We start from the raw sequence: 18,228 nt of genomic DNA, 5'->3' as shown, positions 1-18,228 counted from the left end.
CCCATCCCGTCTACGCCACGGCGCAGAGATTTGTTGCAGATTATTATCAACGTGATCGCTCCCGCATGGCGCGGGAGCGATCGGTCAGCGCAGGCTCAATGCCCGAACACATTGACCTTTTTGGCTTTCTTGTCGGCGCGCTTTTCGATAGCGGTTTTTGCCGGTTTTTTCTTGTCTGCTTTCTTTGAATCCATACCTTTGGACATGATGCGTACTCCACTCACAGGGGATGTGAGATCAGGTATACACCTATCCTTCAGATCACGTTCTTTTATAATCGTCCGCTTTGCGAACCGACAGCCCGAGACCATGCCCGATACCCATTTCACCCGACTCGATGAGCCGCTTTGGCCATTGATGAACAAGTTCTACCGCGCTCATCAATCGTCAATGAAAGCGGTTCGCGAAGCGCAATTGTGGGTGGCCCGGCGCGATGACATCGTTGGCGCGTTGTGTTTGCGCCCGGTATCCGGCGGGCATTGGTTGACCGGGTTGTTCGTCGATCCGGCGTGTCGCGAACAAGGCATCGCCGCCGCGTTGATTACCGCGGCGGTGAAGAATTGCGAATTGCCGGTATGGCTGTTCTGTCACCCGGACTTGCGGGGCTTTTATGAGCGTCGCGGCTTTACCTTTGATCCGCCAATGCCCTACGCGATGGTCGAGCGCCTGAGTCGCTATGCACGCAGCAAACCGATGATCGCCATGGGTCTGGAACCGCTGCTCAGTCATCCGCGTTCGGATCGAGATCCGGGAACATCACTTCGGTGAAGCCGAATTTGCTGAAGTCGCTGATGCGCGATGGATACAACCGGCCGATCAAGTGATCGCACTCATGCTGCACCACCCGCGCATGAAACCCCGATGCAACACGCACGATTGGTTGCCCCTTGGGATCGAAACCCTCGTAGCGGATGTGTTGATAACGCTCCACCGCGCCGCGTAGGCCCGGCACCGACAGGCAGCCTTCAAACCCCTCTTCCAGGGTCGGGCTCAGTGGTGTGATCAGCGGGTTGATCAGGATCGTCTGCGGCACCGCTTCGGCGTCCGGGTAGCGTTCGCTGTGCTCGAAACCGAAGATCACCAGTTGCAGATCAACGCCGATCTGCGGCGCAGCCAAACCAACGCCGCCCACGCTTTCCATGGTCTGGAACATGTCGTCGATCAGTTGCCACAACTCGGGGCTGTCGAACATGTCGGCAGGCACCAGCGGGGCAATGCGCAGCAGGCGTTCATCGCCCATTTTCAGGATTTCACGAATCATGGTCAGGTTTCGTCAATGGTTGGTTTGGGTTGTGAATGATCACGGCCCAGTCCCGACACGTGCTGTTTTTCTTCGTGGACGGGACCTTGCTCGCCAGCAACTTTCTCGCCAGGGTCCTTGCCCTCGCGTGACATGTGCTCGATCACCGCATTCATCTCCGCACCGAGCAACAGCACTGCGGCGGAAATGTAGAAGTACAGCAACAGCACGATGATCGCGCCGATACTGCCATACATGGCGTTGTAGTTGGCGAACTCCTTGACGTACAAACCGAAGCCCAGCGAGGCGATGATCCACACCACCACGGCCAGCACTGAACCTGGGGTGATGAAGCGGAATTCCTGTTTGACGTCAGGCATGACGTAGTAGATCAGCGCCACCGCGACCATCAACAGGATCACGATCACCGGCCAGCGCGCGATGGTCCACAGGGTGACGATGAAAAACTCGAGGCCGACTTGCGCTGCAATCCAGCTCATCACTTGCGGCCCGAGCACCATCAGCGCGGCCGCGATCAGCAGCATGCCGGCGATGCCGACGGTGTAGATGATCGACAGCGGAAAACGCTTCCACACCGGGCGACCTTCGACCACGTCGTAAGCGGCGTTCATCGCACTCATCATCAAGCGTACGCCGGCCGAAGCTGTCCACAGGGCAATCACGATACCCACCGACAGCAAGCCACCCTTGGACTGCTGAAGCTGGTCGATCACCGGGTTCACCTGCTCCAGGGCCTGGGGCGGCAACACCAGCTCCGATTGCAGGCGTAACCACGAAAAGAAGTCCGGAAGATGCAGGAAACCGATCAGGGCGATCAGGAACAGAATGAAGGGAAACAGCGAAAACAGCATTTGATAGGCCAGCGCCGAGGCATAGGTCGACATCTCATCGTCGACGAACTCGGTGACCGTGCGCATCATCACACGGTGGATGGGCAGACCTTTCATGTCCGGGAAAATCATTAGCGTCTCCTTTCGCCGCAAACAGGGTGGGGTTGTAGTCGTGGCGACTCAGGGGCCGTTTTCTTTCATCAAAGTAGCCTACCTGGCGACTTTGAAACAAATTCATCAATCAAGTTCAGGCTGACACAAAAACGGCCATCTGTGGATGGCCGTCTCGAAGCTTCTTCAACGGCCGCATCAGGCCTTGTCGACACCCTTTTTCACGGCATCCTTGGCCTTGCCGACCGCTTGCTGGGCCTCGCCTTTCTTTTCCTGGACCACGCCTTCGGCGCGCATTTTGTCATTACCGGTGGCCTTGCCGACGCCTTGCTTGACGTTACCAGCGGCTTCGTTGGCCATGCCTTTCACTTTATCGCCTGTGCTGCCCATGATGAATCTCCTGCGTATATTCCAATGGGAGAAAACTCGTTACACAGGGTTGACCGAGCGCGTTTGCGCGGAGTTTCATTTATTTTCAGCACGACATTTCATCGTTCAATGCAGGTTGGGCTTTATGTTTGCCCGGCAACCCCCGAGAATGCGCAACGTATTGGCGCCAAGGCGCTGAAGATCCAATCCCCGCAGGAATGTTATGAAACTCGATAAAAAGCAGGCCATTGCCCGCAGAAACCAGGAACTTGGTGGTGCTGTGCTTGGCGTCAACAACTGCCACTTCACCGAACTGAACCGTAACCGCAACATCTGGTGGTTCGACATTCCGGTGGCACGCCTGGCCATTGGTCAGTACGAGTGGATTCACCTGCTGATGCACACCCCGGACACCGACGAACTGCTGCATTTGAAAGTGCCGACGGTGTTCCTGCGCGAGAAGCTCGAAGGGCTGGTCGTGCGTAACCAGGGCAAGCGCAAAGCGGCCCTGAGCCTGGAATTGAGTGCCGACAAGGACTCGTACCTGCAGGACATGCGCCCGGCGGGCACCAACGTCAACTTCGCGCCGTTTCGTCAATAAAAAATCAAAAAGATATTCAACAAAAAGCCCCGCATCTGCGGGGCTTCTTGTTTTACGCGGTCGCTTTCTTCGCGTTGATCTTCTTCAACTCTTCATCGCGCAACTCCCGACGCAGGATCTTGCCGACGTTGGTGGTCGGCAGTGCATCGCGGAATTCCACGGAGCGCGGAACCTTGTAGCCGGTGACATTGGCGCGCATGTGCTCCATCACCGTCTCCTTGGTCAGGGTCACGCCCGGTTTGACGACGATGAAAATCTTGATTGCCTCGCCCGATTTCTCGTCCGGTACGCCGATGGCCGCGCATTGCAACACGCCCGGCAGGGTCGCCAGCACGTCTTCCAACTCGTTCGGGTACACGTTGAAACCAGACACCAGGATCATGTCTTTCTTGCGATCGACAATGCGCATGTAGCCATCAGGCTGGATCAGCGCGATGTCACCGGTCTTCAACCAGCCTTCGCTGTCGAGCATTTCGTCGGTGGCTTCCTGACGCTGCCAGTAGCCTTTCATGACTTGCGGGCCTTTCACGCACAGTTCACCGATTTCGCCCAGTGGCTGCTCGACACCGGCGTCGTCAACGATTTTGCACAAGGTCGACGGCACCGGAATGCCGATGGTGCCGATCTGGATGTTCTGGATCGGGTTGACCGTGGCCACCGGGCTGGTTTCGGTCATGCCGTAGCCTTCGCAGATGGCGCAACCGGTGACCGCTTTCCAGCGTTCTGCCGCCGCCAGTTGCAGGGCCATGCCGCCGGACAACGTGACTTTCAGCGCGGAGAAATCCAGCTTGCGGAAACCTTCGTTGTTGCACAGGGCCACGAACAACGTGTTGAGGCCAACGAAACCGCTGAACTTCCACTTCGACAGTTCCTTGACCATGGCCGGCAGGTCGCGCGGGTTGCTGATCAGGATATTGTGGTTGCCGATCAGCATCATCGCCATGCAATGAAAGGTGAACGCATAGATGTGGTACAGCGGCAGCGGCGTGATCAGGATCTCGCAACCTTCGTTGAGGTTGGAGCCCATCAGCGCCTTGCACTGCAGCATGTTCGCCACGAGGTTACGATGGGTCAGCATCGCGCCCTTGGCCACGCCGGTGGTGCCACCGGTGTATTGCAACACGGCCACATCGCCGCTGGCCGGGCTGGCTTCAGCCACTGGCTGGCCGTGGCCCTTGCTCAATACATCGTTGAACCTGACGGCTTTGGGCAAGTGATACGCCGGCACCATCTTCTTCACGTACTTGATGACGCTGTTGATCAGCAGGCGCTTGAGCGGCGGCAGCAGGTCGGCGACTTCGGTGACAATGACGTGCTTGACGCCGGTTTTCGGCACCACGGATTCCGCCAGATGCGCCATGTTGGCGAGGCAGACCAGGGCCTTGGCACCGGAGTCGTTGAACTGGTGTTCCATTTCCCGTGCGGTGTACAACGGGTTGGTGTTGACCACGATCAGCCCGGCGCGGATGGCACCGAAGACGGCCACCGGGTACTGCAACACGTTGGGCAGTTGCACGGCGATTCGATCGCCCGGCTGCAAATCGGTATGCTGTTGCAGATACGCGGCAAAGGCACCGGACAATTCGTACAGTTCACCGTAGGTGATTGTCTTGCCCAGGTTGCTGAATGCCGGTTTGTTGGCGAAGCGTTGGCAGGATTGCTTCAACACTGCCTGAATATTCGGATACTCGTCTGGATTGATGTCGGCAGCAATTCCAGCTGGGTACTTATCCTTCCAAAAGTCTTCGATCATGGAAGCCCACTCCTCAGCAACGCGAATTCAGCACCGCATTTGATGCGATTATTATTGGTGTTTGGTCATTGGTGAATCTGGCTGACAGAAGGCCGAGAAGTCACAAAGCGCGCCGAGAGTAGCAGCTTTGCCAAGGGTCGCCTAGAGCCAAAAGCGGCCTCTACAGTCACATTTGTGACTCAAGAATAACAGCCGGTCATTTTAGAGCAAAAATTCTATAAACCGCTGAAAGCGCCGAAAACCGGGGCTTCCCAAAAAAAATCGCGAGCAGATTCGCTGCCACAGATCACCGAGAACCCTGTGGGAGCGAGCCTGCTCGCGATCCGCGCAAAGCGCGGCCTTTCATCGATCAAGCGATATCACGCAACTCCCGCCGCAAAATCTTGCCCACCGGCGTCATCGGCAACGACTCCCGCAACACGATGTGCTTGGGCACTTTGTACGCCGTGAAGTTTTCCTTGCAGTAGGCCTTCAGCTCTTCAAGGCTGACGCCCGTCTCCCGCGCCACCACAAACAACTTCACCGCCTCGCCGGAGCGCTCGTCCGGCACACCAATCACCGCGCAGTTGGCGACTTTCGGGTGAGCCATGACCACGTCTTCGATCTCGTTCGGGTACACATTGAAGCCCGAGACAATGATCATGTCCTTTTTACGATCGACAATGCGTACAAAGCCGTCCGGGTCGATCACTGCAATATCGCCGGACTTGAACCAGCCCTCGGCATCCAGCACCTCGGCGGTGGCTTCGGGTTTGTGCCAGTAACCCTTCATGATCTGCGGACCTTTGATGCACAGCTCGCCGCGCTCGCCCAACGGCAGCTCGACGCCTTCATCGTTGATCACTTTCAGCGTGGTGCCCGGCACCGGCAGCCCGACCGTGCCAATGCGCGACAGCTCGCCATACGGGTTGGTGCAAGCCACCGGCGAGGTTTCGGTCAAACCGTAGCCTTCGGTAATGCGGCAACCGGTCAATTGCTCCCAACGCTCGGCGGTGGCCTTGACCAGCGCGGTGCCGCCGGAGTTGGTGAGCTTGAGTGTCGAGAAATCCAACGTCTTGAAATCCGCGTGGTCCATCAGTGCCACGAACAGCGTGTTGAGCCCGAGCAACGCCGAGAACCGCCAGTTTTTCAGCTCTTTGATGAAGCCGCCGATGTCCCGCGGATTGGTGATCAGTACGTTGTGGTTGCCCGACACCATCATGCACATGCAATTCGCGGTGAAGGCATAGATGTGGTACAGCGGCAGCGGTGCGATCATCACCTCCTGGCCTTCGCGCAACAGCGGCTGACCGTCATTGCCGAACTGCTCAAGGCAGGCCCGAACTTGCTGCATGTTCGCCACCAGGTTGCCGTGGGTCAGCATTGCGCCCTTGGCCAGGCCGGTGGTGCCGCCGGTGTATTGCAGCACGGCGATATCGTCGAGCCCGACTTTCAGTGGCTTGATGCCCAGCCCTCGGCCCATACGCAACGCACTCTTGAAGGAAATGGCCTGGGGCAAGGAATACGCCGGGACCATTTTCTTGACCTTGCTCACCACCGTATTGACCAGCCAGCCTTTGGCGGTGGGCATGAAATCGCCCATTTTGGCTTCGATCAGGTACTGGATGTCGGTGTCGGGCAGCACTTCCTGGACTTTCTGCCCGAACATGTTGAGGTACACCAGCGCCCGGGCGCCGGAGTCCTTGAACTGGTGACGCATCTCCCGCGCGGTATACAGCGGGTTGGTGTTGACCACGATCAGCCCGGCGCGCATCGCGCCGAACACGGCAACCGGATAATGCAGGACGTTGGGCATCTGCACCGCGATGCGATCCCCGGGCACCAGGTCGGTATGGGTTTGCAGGTAACCGGCGAACGCTGCGCTTTGGCGTTCCAGTTCGGCGTAGGTCAGGGTGATGCCCATGTTGCTGAACGCGGGGCGATCAGCAAATTTCTTGCAGGAACGTTCGAACACCTCGATGACCGACTTGTAGGCACCCGCGTCGATGTCCAGGGGCACGCCGGCCGGGCGCTTGTCATTCCAGAAATCAGGTTGCATTGTTCTTGTCCTCTTTACCTGAGCCTATCCGGGCCGCTTATCTGTCATTTCTCTTTGATCCCTCAAAAAGCGCAATGCAAAAAGCGGAGCTTCACGGACACTAGCAGTTATGGCCAATCAGGCAAATATGCGCAAAGGCGTCATTGATCGCGTGAATCTTCCTGCCGTGGCGTGAGCTGATGCCAGCCAGATAATGCGCTATACAATGCAACCACCCCCCGCGCCCCTGCATGGAAAGGAATCGCCATGATCCACGAGACGTTCTGGCTGACCACCAGTGACCACAGCCGCCTCTTCGTCAACCAGTGGCTGCCCACGGGCCACCCCAAGGCTGTGATTCTGCTGGCTCACGGCATGGCCGAACACAGTGGTCGCTATGCGCGCCTGGCCGAAAAATTCTGCGATCAGGGCTACGGCGTGTACGCACCGGACTTGCGCGGACATGGCAAAACTGCCGAAAACGGGACGCTCGGCCATTTCGCCGACAGCGAAGGCTGGACCAAAGTGGTGGGTGACCTGGCTTGCCTCAATCAGCACATCGGCCAGCAGCACTGCGGTGTGCCCATCGTATTGCTCGGCCACAGCATGGGCAGCTACATCGCTCAGGCTTATCTGTTGCACCACAGCGCCAGCCTGCAGGGCGCGATTCTCAGCGGCTCGAACTTCCAGCCCGTGGCGCTTTACCGTGCGGCGCGGCAGGTTGCCCGCCTCGAACGTCTGCGCCAGGGCCCCAAGGGCCGCAGCGCGCTGATCGAATGGCTGTCGTTCGGCTCGTTCAACAAGAAATTCAAGCCGACACGCACCCGGTTCGACTGGCTCAGTCGCGATCCTGCGGAGGTCGATTTGTACACCAATGATCCGCTGTGCGGCTTCCGTTGCACCAATCAACTGTGGATCGATTTGCTTGGCGGGTTGCAGCAAATCAGCAAAGCGTCCAATCTCGCGCAGATCGATCCGGGCCTGCCGTTGCTGGTGATTGGCGGTGAATGTGATCCGGTGAGTGAAGGCAAGCGTCTGACTGATCTGGCCGACGCCTTGCGCGAAGCCGGCAGCCAGAGCCTGCAATTGACGATCTATCCGCAGGCGCGGCACGAACTGTTCAACGAAACCAACCGCGATGAAGTGATTGCCGACGTGTTGGGCTGGATCAACCAGACCTTGAGCAATCCCCGGCCACATCGAACCGAATAGTTTTTTTGTGAATTTTTTTATTCGTCACAGGAATTGAGACAGATGACCCAGGTTACCAACACCCCCTACGAAGCCCTCGAAGTCGGCCAGACCGCCAGCTTCAGCAAGACGGTCGAAGAGCGCGACATTCAGTTGTTCGCCGCGATGTCGGGCGACCACAACCCGGTGCACCTGGATGCCGAATACGCTGCCAGCACCATGTTCAAGGAGCGCATCGCTCACGGGATGTTCAGCGGTGCGCTGATCAGCGCCGCGGTCGCTTGCGAATTGCCTGGGCCGGGCACCATCTATATCGGTCAGCAAATGAGTTTTCAGAAGCCGGTGAAGATCGGCGACACCCTGACGGTTCGCCTGGAAATTCTCGAAAAAATGCCAAAATTCCGCGTGCGCATCGCCACCCGCGTGTTCAACCAGCGCGATGAGCTGGTGGTCGATGGCGAGGCGGAAATCCTCGCGCCGCGCAAGCAGCAGAGCGTGACGCTGACCGAGTTGCCACCGATCAGCATTGGCTGACCTGTGGCGAGGGAGCTTGCTCCCGCTGGGGCGCGAAGCGCCCCCAACTCAGACACTTCAGTTCACCTGAACGAATGCGTTGGCAGTTTTGCGACTGCTGCGCAGCCGAGCGGGAGCAAGCTCCCTCGCCACCGGAAAGCAGCACAAACACGAACTAGCGCTCCCCATCCTGCACCTGCACACTCGCCGTCATCCCGGAACTGAGGTTGATCCCCTCCGGCACCTTGTCCAGCTTGATCCGCACCGGAATCCGCTGCGCCAGGCGCACCCAGTTGAACGTCGGCTCCACCTCCGCCAGCAACTGCCCATCGGGTGTGGTATTGCGATTGGTAATCCCGCGACTGATGCTTTCAACGTGGCCCTGCAACGCCTCTCCGGCGCTCATCAACCAGACCTTCACCGGATCGCCAACGCGAATCCGCGGCAATTTGGTTTCTTCGAAATAGGCCTGCACGTAGAAAGTTGAATCGTCGATCAACGCCATTACCGCTTGCCCGGCATTGACGTAATTGCCTTGGGCCAGACGCAGGTTGGTGATGTGACCGTTGCGCGGCGCGTGCACCTGGCTGCGCGCCAGGTTGATCTGCGCGACCTTGGCCTCGGCCTGTGCTTCACGCAACTCGCCACGGGCGATACCGGCATTGATTTGCGCGTTTTCACGCAGCTCGGCGCTGATCGCTTGGGGTCCGAGGCTGGCACGCCGGCTGGCTTCGCGTTCGCGCAGGTTCAGTTGTTGCTGGCGGGTCTGCACCACCGCCTGGGCTTTTTCCAGCGCGGCTTCGAACCGGTCGCGGTCGATGCTCAGCAACACATCCCCCGCCTTCACCCGCTGGTTGTCGTGAGCGTTGAGTTCACGCACCCAACCCGACACATCCGGGGCTATCACCACCACGTCGGCGCGAATCCGCGCGTCGCGGGTCCAGGGGGTGAGCATGTAGTACTGCCACAAATGCACGCCGGCAAAAATCGCCACCGCCACCAGGCACAGGGTTACCGCGACACGTACGGGGGTACGCATATTCAACTCCTTATAAAGGTCCGAGGACGACGGTGATCACGGTCAATACACAGACGTACAAGGCGCAATCAAACAATGCTTCGTGCCAGACCCACCGACCAATCGGGGTCAGCCGCAATAACAGGCGCAGAGCGCCGGTCACCAGCAGCGCCAGCAGCACATAAATCAGAAACGGGCTGAGCAGCACGCCGCCCATCGCCCACTCACGCAAGCCCATGGTTTGCCTCCTGTTGGCGGCACCAGGCGCGCCAGCTGTTTTGCAATTGCAGCACCGCGCCCTGGGCCAGCTTCACCGCATCGCTGGGGGGCAAGGCGTAGAGGGTTTGCACAAAGGTCTCGCTGGCCTCGGCCAACGCTTCGCCGCGACCACTGCCCGGGCCCTGCTTGAGGACATTTTCCAGGTGTTCGAGGTATCGCTGTTGTGGCGCCGATACTGGCACCTGGGCCACCGCCAGGCTCATGCGCAGGTGCAGCAATTCATCGCCGATATCCAACCCGAGCAAACCGTCATCCCAGCGACTTCGCGCCGGCTCCGGCAACTCCGGATAGTGCCGCGCCAATTGCAGCAAACGGTCGGCCATGCGCCCACCGAACCAGCTCTCGGCACCGGCCAGATTGCGCCGGGTCAGGCGCACCAGATCGTCGAGGGTTGCCGCCAGCAATCGACGGCCATGCCACGCCGGGTTACGCAGGATCAACAGATGGAACGCGAGCACCGCCGCGCCGACACCAATGACCATGGCCTGGGCGCTGTTGAAGAAGTTCGCGACGTCGAATTTCATCTGGTTGAGCGGCGCCACCAGCACAATGAAATGCAAACAGAACGACGTAGCCGTGGCGCCGATCTGCGGCTTGGCCATGCCCAGTGCGCCGAAAAACAGCGGCACGCCCATGCCCATGCACAACATCGCGAAACTGCTCCATTGCGGCAGCAGAATCTGCCCGACGATGAATGCCGCCGGGATCGCCAAAAAGATCCCGCGCATAAAACTCATGCCGATCTGCGCACCATTCTCCCGGCTGGCAAACAGGCTGCACACCACGCAGGTCAGCAACATCGCACCCGCTGCGGCGGGCCAGGCCGTTGCCAGCCAGAAACTCGCCACCACCAAAAACGCCAGGGCACTGCGCGCACCGAACACCAGGGCCAGCGACAGGTCGCGGTGGGGAGTCAGAGTCTTGGGCGGCGCGAGCGGTTCACTGCCCTCCTCGACCGATGTCAACGCCGCCGTCGCCGCCATGGCCGTATCCATCAGCAAGGTCAAACGCACCAGGCAGTAGCTCTGTGCGGAGCTGATTTGCGGGTCATGGGACGCGTCGAGCATGCGCAGGCGCAAGGCATGCAGCGTCGCGGGATCAGCGACGTTCAGTGCCTCCATGACCTCGTTCATCCACGGCGTCAACCGCGCCGACTCCTGCGGTTCCAACTGTTTCCACTGCCGGCGCACTGAACGGGCAATCCGCAGCAGCATCAATAACTTTTGGCTCAAGCCGCTGATGGCGCGTGCCCGCTGCCGACCGAGAGCCCCTTCGAACCAGGCGTGTTCACGCTGTGCGTCCACGGCGACGATGCGTCCGAGAATTTCCAACAAGCCTTTACGCGCCTGGCCATCCCCGGCCAGCGTCGCCCGCGCGGCATTCATGCCACTTTGCCAGGCAGCACGGGCCTGATCCAACAGTTGTCGCTCGACCCGCATTGGCCAGAGCAAGGCACTGCTGGCGGTGGCGCAGATGATGCCAAGGCAGATTTCGGTGCAGCGCGCCACGGCCTGGTCAAACACGGTCAGCGGATGGCTGATGGCCGGCAGCGCGATAATCGCCACGGTGTACCCGGCCAGTACAAATGAATAGGACCAGGCGCTGCGCAGCAATGTCGAACTGGCGGTACACAGCCCGAGCCACAGCGCCAGCGCCAGCAAAAACAACCAGGGTGTCTGGGCAAACAAACCCATGAAGACGACCGACATGATCGTCCCGACCAACGTACCGCAAAGTCGCGCCAGGCCCTTCTGCATCACCATGCCGGACAGCGGCTGCGCCACGATGAACGCAGTCATCAACGCCCAGGCCGGTTGCTCCAGGCCCCAGCGCAATGCCAGCCACAGCGCCACACCGCCGCCGATCAGGGTCTTGATCGCGAACTGCAAGGCACGACGGTCAGGCGCGAACAACGCCTGCAAAGTTATGGGCACGAATAACACTCTTGGAAGGACGATTTAACGATAGACGTGTTGGGACGGGTCACTTGAAAAACAAATTATTAGCTAGCTATCTATATCCCGTCCAGCGCTAATTCCCAGGCACAAAAAAACGCCAGGCTGGCTGGCGTTTTTGACAGCTAACGAACGCTTACGAGCGTGCGCGTGCCTGGTTACGCAGGGCTTTTACCTGATCGTGGTTGCGTTGCACGCCGTGGTACTGACGCTCAACGATGTCACGAATGCCCACCAGGTTGTGCTTGTTGATTTTTTCCATGGCTTCTCTGTAAGCCTTCAATGCATGGTCTTCACCACGTTCGGCTTCGTTCAGCACTGCCTCTTCATCCTTGCCGGTGAACACCGATTTCACATCGACCCAGCGCCGATGCAGATCGCCACTGACACTGGTGGAAGTTTCCGGATCGCCACCCATCGAGCGCACGGCTGCCTGCAATTCCGCGGCGGCGCTGGCGCAGTCGGCGGAACGTTGCACAAACAGGGTTTTGAGTTCAGGGTGCTTAATATCTTCAGCGCAAGTCTTGAACCCTTCCTGACCGTCCTTGCTGGTTTCGATCAGGTCATTGAGTACAGAGATCGCTTCTTTATTCATGTCGGTCATTTTTCAATTCCTTGCGGTTGATGAAAGATGCATTAAGTAGTGCAGTCCCCATGCCAGCTTCGAATCAAAAAATTAATCCTTATTTTTCAACGCATTAGATAAAACAGACAAATCTGTATCCGTTTTATTTGCATGATCTGTCAATTGGCCTGCATGCAGAATGCCTGTATTTTCCAGATTGTATGAATCAAGACGACTGAGTGATGAACCCTGAAAAGCTCGAACTGCTGATCACCCGCGAAATGCCCTTCGGAAAGTACAAGGGCCGGATCATTGCCGACCTGCCCGGCCCCTACCTGAACTGGTTCGCCCGGGAAGGTTTTCCCCATGGCGAATTGGGTGGCCTGCTGGCCCTGATGCAAGAGATCGATCACAACGGCTTGTCGGAATTGCTGGAACCCTTGCGTGCCAAACATGGCAAACCGGCCCCGCGCCACTGATCCACGCCGCCCGCCTTTGATTGAGTAGCCCATGCCCGACAACACCCGCCGCGCCCGTGATGAAGCCTTTTGGCAAACCTTTGCCGATCGCTACGATCTGCAACCTGGTCCGATCAATCTGGAGAATGGTTACTTCGGACGCATGTCGCGCACCGTGGTCGAGGAATATCATCGCAACATTGAGCTGATCAACCGCAGCAACTCGGTGTATGCGCGTCAGCGCTTCGAACACGCTGACAGTTTGAAGATCCGCGCGCAGTTGGCCGGGCTGATCGGCGTGCCTGCCGACAGTGTCGCCCTCACCACCAATGCGTCGCACGGTTTGCAATCGTTGATCCGCAACTACAACCGCCTGCAACCGGGCGATCAAGTGTTGATCTGCGACCTGGAGTACGACACGGTCAAGAGCGCGATGCGCTGGCTGGCGACGCATCGCGGCGTCGAAGTGATCGAGATCGACCATGCGCACCCCGCCAGCTTCGACAGCTTGTTGGCCACCTACCGCGAGACCTTCGCGCGCTACCCACGACTGAAGCTGATGGCCCTCACCCACGTCACCCATCGCACCGGGTTGGTGATGCCGGTGCAGGCGATTGCCGCCGCTGCCAAAGAACATGGCATCGACGTGATCCTCGACGGCGCCCATGCGCTGGGGCAACTGGAGTTCGATCTCGATGAGCTGGGCATCGCCTTCGCCGCGTACAACCTGCACAAATGGATCGGTGCGCCGCTGACGTTGGGCTTTCTCTACATTGCCCCCGAGCGTCTGGCCCACATCGACCCGGACATGGGCGAAATGCATTTCCCGGTCACCGACATTCGTTCGCGCACGCCTTACAGCACACCGAACATCCCCGCGTTGCTGACCTTGCCGCTGGTGCTCGAAGAGCATTGGGCCATGGGCGGTTCGGCGGCCAAGGGGACTCGGCTCAATTACCTGCGCAACCTGTGGGTGCGCGCAGTCCGTGAGCTGCCGGGTATCGAAGTCATGACCCCGGACGATCCACGGTTGTACTGCGGCATCACGTCCATGCGCTTTACCGCGCATGCCGACCAACAGGCGATGGCCGAACGACTGCTCAGCGATTACAACCTGTTCACCGTGGTGCGCAACGGCGCGGCGTGTGGGCCGTGTATTCGTATCACGCCGGGGCTGACGACCACGGCGGCGGATATGCTGTTGCTGACTTCGGCGTTGACTCAATTGCGCTGAGATGACTGGGGGAGCGAGCAGGCTCGCTCCCACACTTTTCGCCGGCAAAAAAAAACGGTGCACCGACCAAGCGCACCGTAAAGCCGTAGAACACACAACGAAGTGTCGGGTGAAGCGATCAGTCCAGCAGCGCCAAGGCCTCGGCGGTGCATTCCTGAATGCGGGCCCAGTCGCCGTTCTTGATCCACTCCGGATCAAGCATCCAGCTACCGCCCACGCACATGACGTTCTTCAACGCCATGTAGCTCTTGATATTGGCCGGACCCACGCCGCCAGTCGGGCAGAATTTCACTTCGCCGAATGGACCGCCCAAGGCCTTGATGGCCGCGACGCCGCCGCTGACTTCCGCCGGGAACAGCTTGAAGCGGCGATAGCCCAGACCATAGCCTTCCATGATGCCCGAGGCATTGCTGATGCCTGGCAACAGCGGAATCGGGCTGTCAACGCTGGCTTCCAGCAGGTCACGGGTGATGCCTGGCGTAACAATGAATTGCGAGCCCGCCGCTTCGGCCGCAGCCAGCATGTTGCGATCAAGCACGGTGCCGGCACCGGTCATCAGCTCCGGACGCTGCTCGCGCAGGATCTGGATGGCCTTGAGGCCGAACTGCGAACGCAGGGTCACTTCCAGGGCGGTCAGGCCACCGGCAGCGAGGGCATCGGCCAGCGGCAGAACATCCTGTTCGCGAGCGATGGTGATCACCGGCAGGATCCGCGCCTTGGCGCAGAGGCTGTCGATCAGGGCAACTTTATCCGCCATGGAAACGGTCGGGGATGGGTTTTTCATAGCGGCTGTTCCTTGGCTCATGGGCACCAGTAAATCTCTAACGTGGGTTGCAGAAACGCGCGAATCGGCATTGCGGCGACGTCGTCACCGGCCAGTGCGGTACTCAGGGTGGTCAGTTTGGACTGACCGGAAATCGATAGAACCTTGTGTTTGGCCGAGGCCAGCAGCGCGCGGCTCATGGTCAGGCGCTGATGCGGCACGGTCGGCGCCAGCATTGGATAGCAGCGACGGCTGCCGTCGGCCTGCAAGGCTTCAACCAGATTGGGGCTGTTGGGAAACAGCGACGCGGTGTGACCGTCATCGCCCATGCCCAGCACCAGCACGTCGATCACCGGCAACTCGGACAGCAAACGGTCAGCCTGCTCGGCTGCCTGTTCCAGGTTGGCACTGGCGCTGTACAGGCTCAGGAACTGAGCCTTGGCCGCCGGGCCTTGCAACAGATACTTTTTCAGCAGACCGGCATTGCTGTCGGCATGCTCGACCGGCACCCAACGCTCGTCAGCCAGGCTGATCACCACGTTCGACCAGTCCAGCGCCTGCTTGGCCAGATGCTGAAAAAACGCCACCGGACTGCGGCCACCGGACACCACCAGGGTCGCAGTGCCCTGGGCGTCGATCGCATCGCTCAATTGTTTAGCCACGTTCAGTGCCAGGCTTTCGGCCAGCAGCATCGGGCTCTTGAACTCACGGGCGCTGACGCCCTGAGGCAGTTTCAAATCAGATATCGCCATACCACGACCTCCCATCCCGCGTGATCAGAGCAATGGAGCTCATTGGCCCCCAGGACCCGGCCGCGTACGGCTTGGGCGCATCACCGGATTTTTTCCACCCGGCGATCAACTGGTCACACCAATTCCACGCGGCTTCGATTTCATCTTTACGGACAAACAGGTTCTGATTGCCGCGCATCACTTCCAGCAACAACCGCTCGTAGGCATCGGGAATCCGTGCGCTGCTCCAGGTGTCGGAAAAATTCAACTGCAACGGACCGCTGCGCAGCTGCATGCCTTTGTCCAGGCCTTGATCTTTGGTCATCACGCGCAAGGAAATGCCTTCATCCGGTTGCAGGCGAATAATCAGCTTGTTGCTGATTTGCAGGCGCTGCTCGGGTGCGAAGATGTAGTGCGACGGTTCCTTGAAGTGGATGACGATCTGCGACAGTTTTTGCGGCATGCGCTTGCCGGTGCGCAGGTAGAACGGCACGCCGGCCCAGCGCCAGTTGCGGATGTCGGCACGCAGTGCGACGAAGGTTTCGGTGTCGCTCTGGGTGTTGGAATTCGGCTCTTCGAGGTAGCCCGGCACCGCTTTGCCTTCGCTGTAGCCGGCGATGTATTGGCCGCGTACCACTTGAGTGGTCAGGCCTTCCGGGCTGATCGGCGCCAGTGCCTTGAGCACTTTGACTTTCTCGTCGCGGATGCTGTCGGCGGACAGGTCGGCCGGCGGGTCCATGGCGATCAGGCAAAGCAGTTGCAGCAGGTGATTCTGGATCATGTCCCGCAGCTGGCCAGCCTTGTCGAAATAGCCCCAGCGGCCTTCGATACCGACCTTCTCGGCCACGGTGATTTCCACGTGGGAAATGTAATTCTGGTTCCACTGGGTTTCGAACAGACTGTTGGCGAAACGCAAGGCGATCAGGTTCTGGACGGTTTCTTTGCCCAGGTAATGGTCGATACGGTAGGTGCGGTTTTCCGGGAAGAACTGCGCTACGGCATCGTTGACCTTGCGCGAGGACTCCAGGTCCGAACCGATGGGTTTTTCCAGCACCACACGGGTGTTTTCCGCCAGCCCGACCTTCGCAAGGTTTTCGCAGATCGCACCGTAAACGGCCGCCGGGGTAGCAAAATAGGCGATGACCCGCTGGGCAGTGCCCGCCGCTTCGGCCAGGGCCACGTAATCTTCGGATTTGAGGAAGTCGACGTGCAGGTAGCTCAGGCGTGCAAGAAAACGCTCGACTACGGCTTCATTCAGGTCCTTGGCGCCCACGTAGCGGCGCAGCTCGGAGGCGATGAACGTCAGGTGCTCCTGCTCGCTGCCAGGCTCACGGGCCAGCGCGATGATCCGCGTGTCCTCGTGCAAGAGGCCAGCGGCGTCGAGTTGATAAAGGGCAGGAAACAGCTTGCGCAGGGCGAGATCGCCAAGAGCGCCGAACAAGGCAAAGGTGCACGGTTCAACCGTAATCGAGAGCATGATGTTTGTTCTTTTATCAAGTTAAGCTACAAATACCTTTTTTCAAGGCATCACTCAAGGGAAAATGTAGTAATAACCACAACATTTTCGCAAAATACAGATTCCGAGTGGTGGTCGGTCGGAGCCATCAGTAGGATAGGCCACCGTTACGGGCCACACCAAAGGCCCTTTTTGCATTAGCCGCGCGCTGGTTGGCGCAGGTGTAAAGGAAACTCATATGGACCGCGTGCGAAATTTACTGGAACAGATCCAGAGTCGCCTTGAAGAGCTCAACAAGGCCGAACGCAAAGTCGCCGAAGTGATCCTGCTCAACCCGCAGCAGGCCACTCGCTTCAGCATCGCCGCCCTCGCCCAGGCCGCTTCAGTCAGTGAACCGACGGTCAACCGTTTCTGCCGTTCGTTCGGCGTCAGCGGCTATCCGGAACTCAAACTTCAGCTGGCCCAGAGCCTGGCCAGTGGCGCGGCGTATGTCAGCCGCGCGGTCGAGGCGGATGACAACCCTGAGGCCTACACGAAAAAAATCTTCGGCAGCGCCATCGCGTCGTTGGACAGTGCCTTGCAGGCCCTCGATCCGAACCTGATCAGCCGCGCCGTCGACCTGTTGATACAGGCCCGGCAGATCCACTTTTTCGGCCTCGGCGCCTCGGCCCCGGTGGCACTGGATGCGCAGCACAAGTTCTTCCGCTTCAACCTCGCCGTAACCGCCCACGCCGACGTGCTGATGCAGCGCATGATTGCCTCGGTGGCGCACACCGGCGAGTTGTTCGTGATCATTTCCTACACCGGCCGCACCCGCGAACTGGTGGAAGTGGCGCGCATTGCCCGGGAGAATGGCGCTTCGGTACTCGGCCTGACCGCGGAAAACTCACCGCTGGCCAAGGCCAGTACCTTGAGCCTGAACATTCCATTGCCAGAAGACACCGACATCTACATGCCGATGACTTCGCGGATCATTCAACTGACCGTGCTCGACGTGCTTGCGACCGGCATGACCTTGCGTCGCGGGGTGGATTTCCAGCCGCATCTGCGCAAGATCAAAGAGAGTTTGAATGCCAGTCGGTATCCGGTGGGCGACGAATTCAACTGATCCGAAATCTGCGCT

At 59.2% G+C, this 18,228-nt stretch carries 19 protein-coding genes; 7 read left to right on the top strand and 12 right to left on the bottom strand.

Going from position 1 to position 18,228, the window contains the following annotated elements; genetic code table 11:
* Positions 1–309 precede the first annotated feature (309 nt).
* Positions 310–768, top strand: a complete 459-nt coding sequence (locus M5G20_RS20670) for a GNAT family N-acetyltransferase (protein WP_273920582.1) — start codon at positions 310–312, stop codon at positions 766–768.
* Here the strand turns inward: M5G20_RS20670 and def are convergent.
* The 3 genes from def to M5G20_RS20655 all read right to left on the bottom strand — a co-directional run bounded on the left by def (position 722) and on the right by M5G20_RS20655 (position 2,592).
* The gene (gene def / locus M5G20_RS20665) at positions 722–1,261 is read right to left on the bottom strand and encodes a peptide deformylase (protein ID WP_273920581.1); all 540 of its coding nucleotides are present in this window, start codon (positions 1,259–1,261) and stop codon (positions 722–724) included. The genes M5G20_RS20670 and def overlap by 47 nt on opposite strands.
* A 2-nt stretch (positions 1,262–1,263) precedes the next feature.
* Positions 1,264–2,223 (bottom strand): YihY/virulence factor BrkB family protein, encoded by a 960-nt coding sequence (locus tag M5G20_RS20660; RefSeq protein WP_273920579.1) that lies wholly within the window; start codon positions 2,221–2,223, stop codon positions 1,264–1,266.
* A gap of 177 nt (positions 2,224–2,400) precedes the next feature.
* The gene (locus M5G20_RS20655; RefSeq protein WP_046816634.1) at positions 2,401–2,592 is read right to left on the bottom strand and encodes a CsbD family protein; all 192 of its coding nucleotides are present in this window, start codon (positions 2,590–2,592) and stop codon (positions 2,401–2,403) included.
* 202 nt (positions 2,593–2,794) lie between these two features.
* Between M5G20_RS20655 and M5G20_RS20650 the strand changes: the two genes are divergently transcribed.
* Positions 2,795–3,172, top strand: a complete 378-nt coding sequence (locus M5G20_RS20650) for a hypothetical protein (RefSeq protein ID WP_077047210.1) — start codon at positions 2,795–2,797, stop codon at positions 3,170–3,172.
* 52 nt (positions 3,173–3,224) lie between these two features.
* Here M5G20_RS20650 and fadD1 read toward each other — a convergent pair whose 3' ends face one another.
* Positions 3,225–4,925, bottom strand: a complete 1,701-nt coding sequence (gene fadD1, locus M5G20_RS20645; RefSeq protein ID WP_273920578.1) for a long-chain-fatty-acid--CoA ligase FadD1 — start codon at positions 4,923–4,925, stop codon at positions 3,225–3,227.
* A gap of 349 nt (positions 4,926–5,274) precedes the next feature.
* Entirely contained in the window at positions 5,275–6,963 is a 1,689-nt protein-coding gene (fadD2, locus tag M5G20_RS20640; RefSeq protein WP_273920577.1) for a long-chain-fatty-acid--CoA ligase FadD2, read from the bottom strand.
* A 246-nt stretch (positions 6,964–7,209) separates the two neighbouring features.
* Between fadD2 and M5G20_RS20635 the strand changes: the two genes are divergently transcribed.
* Together M5G20_RS20635 and M5G20_RS20630 are read left to right on the top strand one after the other, a co-directional pair.
* Positions 7,210–8,154, top strand: coding sequence for an alpha/beta hydrolase (locus tag M5G20_RS20635; protein WP_273920576.1), 945 nt, complete (start codon positions 7,210–7,212; stop codon positions 8,152–8,154).
* A gap of 42 nt (positions 8,155–8,196) precedes the next feature.
* Positions 8,197–8,667, top strand: coding sequence for a MaoC family dehydratase (locus M5G20_RS20630; RefSeq protein WP_273920574.1), 471 nt, complete (start codon positions 8,197–8,199; stop codon positions 8,665–8,667).
* Positions 8,668–8,821: 154 nt separating this feature from the next.
* Here M5G20_RS20630 and M5G20_RS20625 read toward each other — a convergent pair whose 3' ends face one another.
* The 4 genes from M5G20_RS20625 to M5G20_RS20610 form a co-directional block, all read right to left on the bottom strand.
* Complete coding sequence (locus M5G20_RS20625; RefSeq protein ID WP_273920573.1) at positions 8,822–9,685, bottom strand: efflux RND transporter periplasmic adaptor subunit; 864 nt, start codon at positions 9,683–9,685, stop codon at positions 8,822–8,824.
* Between the two features lie 10 nt (positions 9,686–9,695).
* Positions 9,696–9,902 (bottom strand): DUF1656 domain-containing protein, encoded by a 207-nt coding sequence (locus M5G20_RS20620; RefSeq protein ID WP_075945399.1) that lies wholly within the window; start codon positions 9,900–9,902, stop codon positions 9,696–9,698.
* Positions 9,889–11,877 (bottom strand): FUSC family protein, encoded by a 1,989-nt coding sequence (locus tag M5G20_RS20615; protein ID WP_273920572.1) that lies wholly within the window; start codon positions 11,875–11,877, stop codon positions 9,889–9,891. The genes M5G20_RS20620 and M5G20_RS20615 overlap by 14 nt, the downstream gene beginning before the upstream one ends.
* Before the next feature lie 157 nt (positions 11,878–12,034).
* Complete coding sequence (locus M5G20_RS20610) at positions 12,035–12,502, bottom strand: ferritin-like domain-containing protein (protein WP_212626730.1); 468 nt, start codon at positions 12,500–12,502, stop codon at positions 12,035–12,037.
* 203 nt (positions 12,503–12,705) lie between these two features.
* On the opposite strand from M5G20_RS20610, the gene M5G20_RS20605 reads away from it, so the two are divergent.
* Together M5G20_RS20605 and M5G20_RS20600 are read left to right on the top strand one after the other, a co-directional pair.
* Positions 12,706–12,942: a DUF3820 family protein gene (locus M5G20_RS20605; protein ID WP_003213031.1), complete on the top strand. Its 237-nt coding sequence runs from the start codon at positions 12,706–12,708 to the stop codon at positions 12,940–12,942.
* 31 nt (positions 12,943–12,973) lie between these two features.
* Positions 12,974–14,155: an aminotransferase class V-fold PLP-dependent enzyme gene (locus tag M5G20_RS20600; protein WP_273920571.1), complete on the top strand. Its 1,182-nt coding sequence runs from the start codon at positions 12,974–12,976 to the stop codon at positions 14,153–14,155.
* 118 nt (positions 14,156–14,273) lie between these two features.
* Here the strand turns inward: M5G20_RS20600 and M5G20_RS20595 are convergent, their stop codons facing one another.
* From M5G20_RS20595 to zwf, 3 genes are read right to left on the bottom strand one after another with little or no spacing between them, the layout of a single operon-like run.
* Positions 14,274–14,939, bottom strand: coding sequence for a bifunctional 4-hydroxy-2-oxoglutarate aldolase/2-dehydro-3-deoxy-phosphogluconate aldolase (locus M5G20_RS20595; protein ID WP_075945403.1), 666 nt, complete (start codon positions 14,937–14,939; stop codon positions 14,274–14,276).
* Positions 14,940–14,956: 17 nt separating this feature from the next.
* Complete coding sequence (gene pgl, locus M5G20_RS20590; protein ID WP_273920570.1) at positions 14,957–15,670, bottom strand: 6-phosphogluconolactonase; 714 nt, start codon at positions 15,668–15,670, stop codon at positions 14,957–14,959.
* Entirely contained in the window at positions 15,657–17,126 is a 1,470-nt protein-coding gene (gene zwf / locus M5G20_RS20585) for a glucose-6-phosphate dehydrogenase (RefSeq protein ID WP_273920569.1), read from the bottom strand. The genes pgl and zwf overlap by 14 nt, the downstream gene beginning before the upstream one ends.
* A gap of 226 nt (positions 17,127–17,352) precedes the next feature.
* Here zwf and M5G20_RS20580 point away from each other — a divergent pair, with 226 nt between their 5' ends.
* Entirely contained in the window at positions 17,353–18,213 is an 861-nt protein-coding gene (locus M5G20_RS20580; RefSeq protein WP_173668879.1) for a MurR/RpiR family transcriptional regulator, read from the top strand.
* Positions 18,214–18,228 lie beyond the last annotated feature (15 nt).

The organism is Pseudomonas sp. TNT2022 ID1044 (assembly GCF_028656895.1).
In the GTDB taxonomy this organism is placed as follows: Bacteria; Pseudomonadota; Gammaproteobacteria; order Pseudomonadales; family Pseudomonadaceae; genus Aquipseudomonas; species Aquipseudomonas reinekei.
Note: the sequence above shows the minus strand (reverse complement) of the source record. Positions and strands in the feature narration are given on the sequence as shown.

Coding starts and splice junctions, on each gene's coding strand:
- M5G20_RS20670 (WP_273920582.1), top strand. CDS start 310: ATGCCCGATACCCATTTCACCCGACTCGATGAGCCGCTTTGGCCATTG.
- def (WP_273920581.1), bottom strand. CDS start 1,261: ATGATTCGTGAAATCCTGAAAATGGGCGATGAACGCCTGCTGCGCATT.
- M5G20_RS20660 (WP_273920579.1), bottom strand. CDS start 2,223: ATGATTTTCCCGGACATGAAAGGTCTGCCCATCCACCGTGTGATGATG.
- M5G20_RS20655 (WP_046816634.1), bottom strand. CDS start 2,592: ATGGGCAGCACAGGCGATAAAGTGAAAGGCATGGCCAACGAAGCCGCT.
- M5G20_RS20650 (WP_077047210.1), top strand. CDS start 2,795: ATGAAACTCGATAAAAAGCAGGCCATTGCCCGCAGAAACCAGGAACTT.
- fadD1 (WP_273920578.1), bottom strand. CDS start 4,925: ATGATCGAAGACTTTTGGAAGGATAAGTACCCAGCTGGAATTGCTGCC.
- fadD2 (WP_273920577.1), bottom strand. CDS start 6,963: ATGCAACCTGATTTCTGGAATGACAAGCGCCCGGCCGGCGTGCCCCTG.
- M5G20_RS20635 (WP_273920576.1), top strand. CDS start 7,210: ATGATCCACGAGACGTTCTGGCTGACCACCAGTGACCACAGCCGCCTC.
- M5G20_RS20630 (WP_273920574.1), top strand. CDS start 8,197: ATGACCCAGGTTACCAACACCCCCTACGAAGCCCTCGAAGTCGGCCAG.
- M5G20_RS20625 (WP_273920573.1), bottom strand. CDS start 9,685: ATGCGTACCCCCGTACGTGTCGCGGTAACCCTGTGCCTGGTGGCGGTG.
- M5G20_RS20620 (WP_075945399.1), bottom strand. CDS start 9,902: ATGGGCTTGCGTGAGTGGGCGATGGGCGGCGTGCTGCTCAGCCCGTTT.
- M5G20_RS20610 (WP_212626730.1), bottom strand. CDS start 12,502: ATGACCGACATGAATAAAGAAGCGATCTCTGTACTCAATGACCTGATC.
- M5G20_RS20605 (WP_003213031.1), top strand. CDS start 12,706: ATGAACCCTGAAAAGCTCGAACTGCTGATCACCCGCGAAATGCCCTTC.
- M5G20_RS20600 (WP_273920571.1), top strand. CDS start 12,974: ATGCCCGACAACACCCGCCGCGCCCGTGATGAAGCCTTTTGGCAAACC.
- M5G20_RS20595 (WP_075945403.1), bottom strand. CDS start 14,939: ATGAAAAACCCATCCCCGACCGTTTCCATGGCGGATAAAGTTGCCCTG.
- pgl (WP_273920570.1), bottom strand. CDS start 15,670: ATGGCGATATCTGATTTGAAACTGCCTCAGGGCGTCAGCGCCCGTGAG.
- zwf (WP_273920569.1), bottom strand. CDS start 17,126: ATGCTCTCGATTACGGTTGAACCGTGCACCTTTGCCTTGTTCGGCGCT.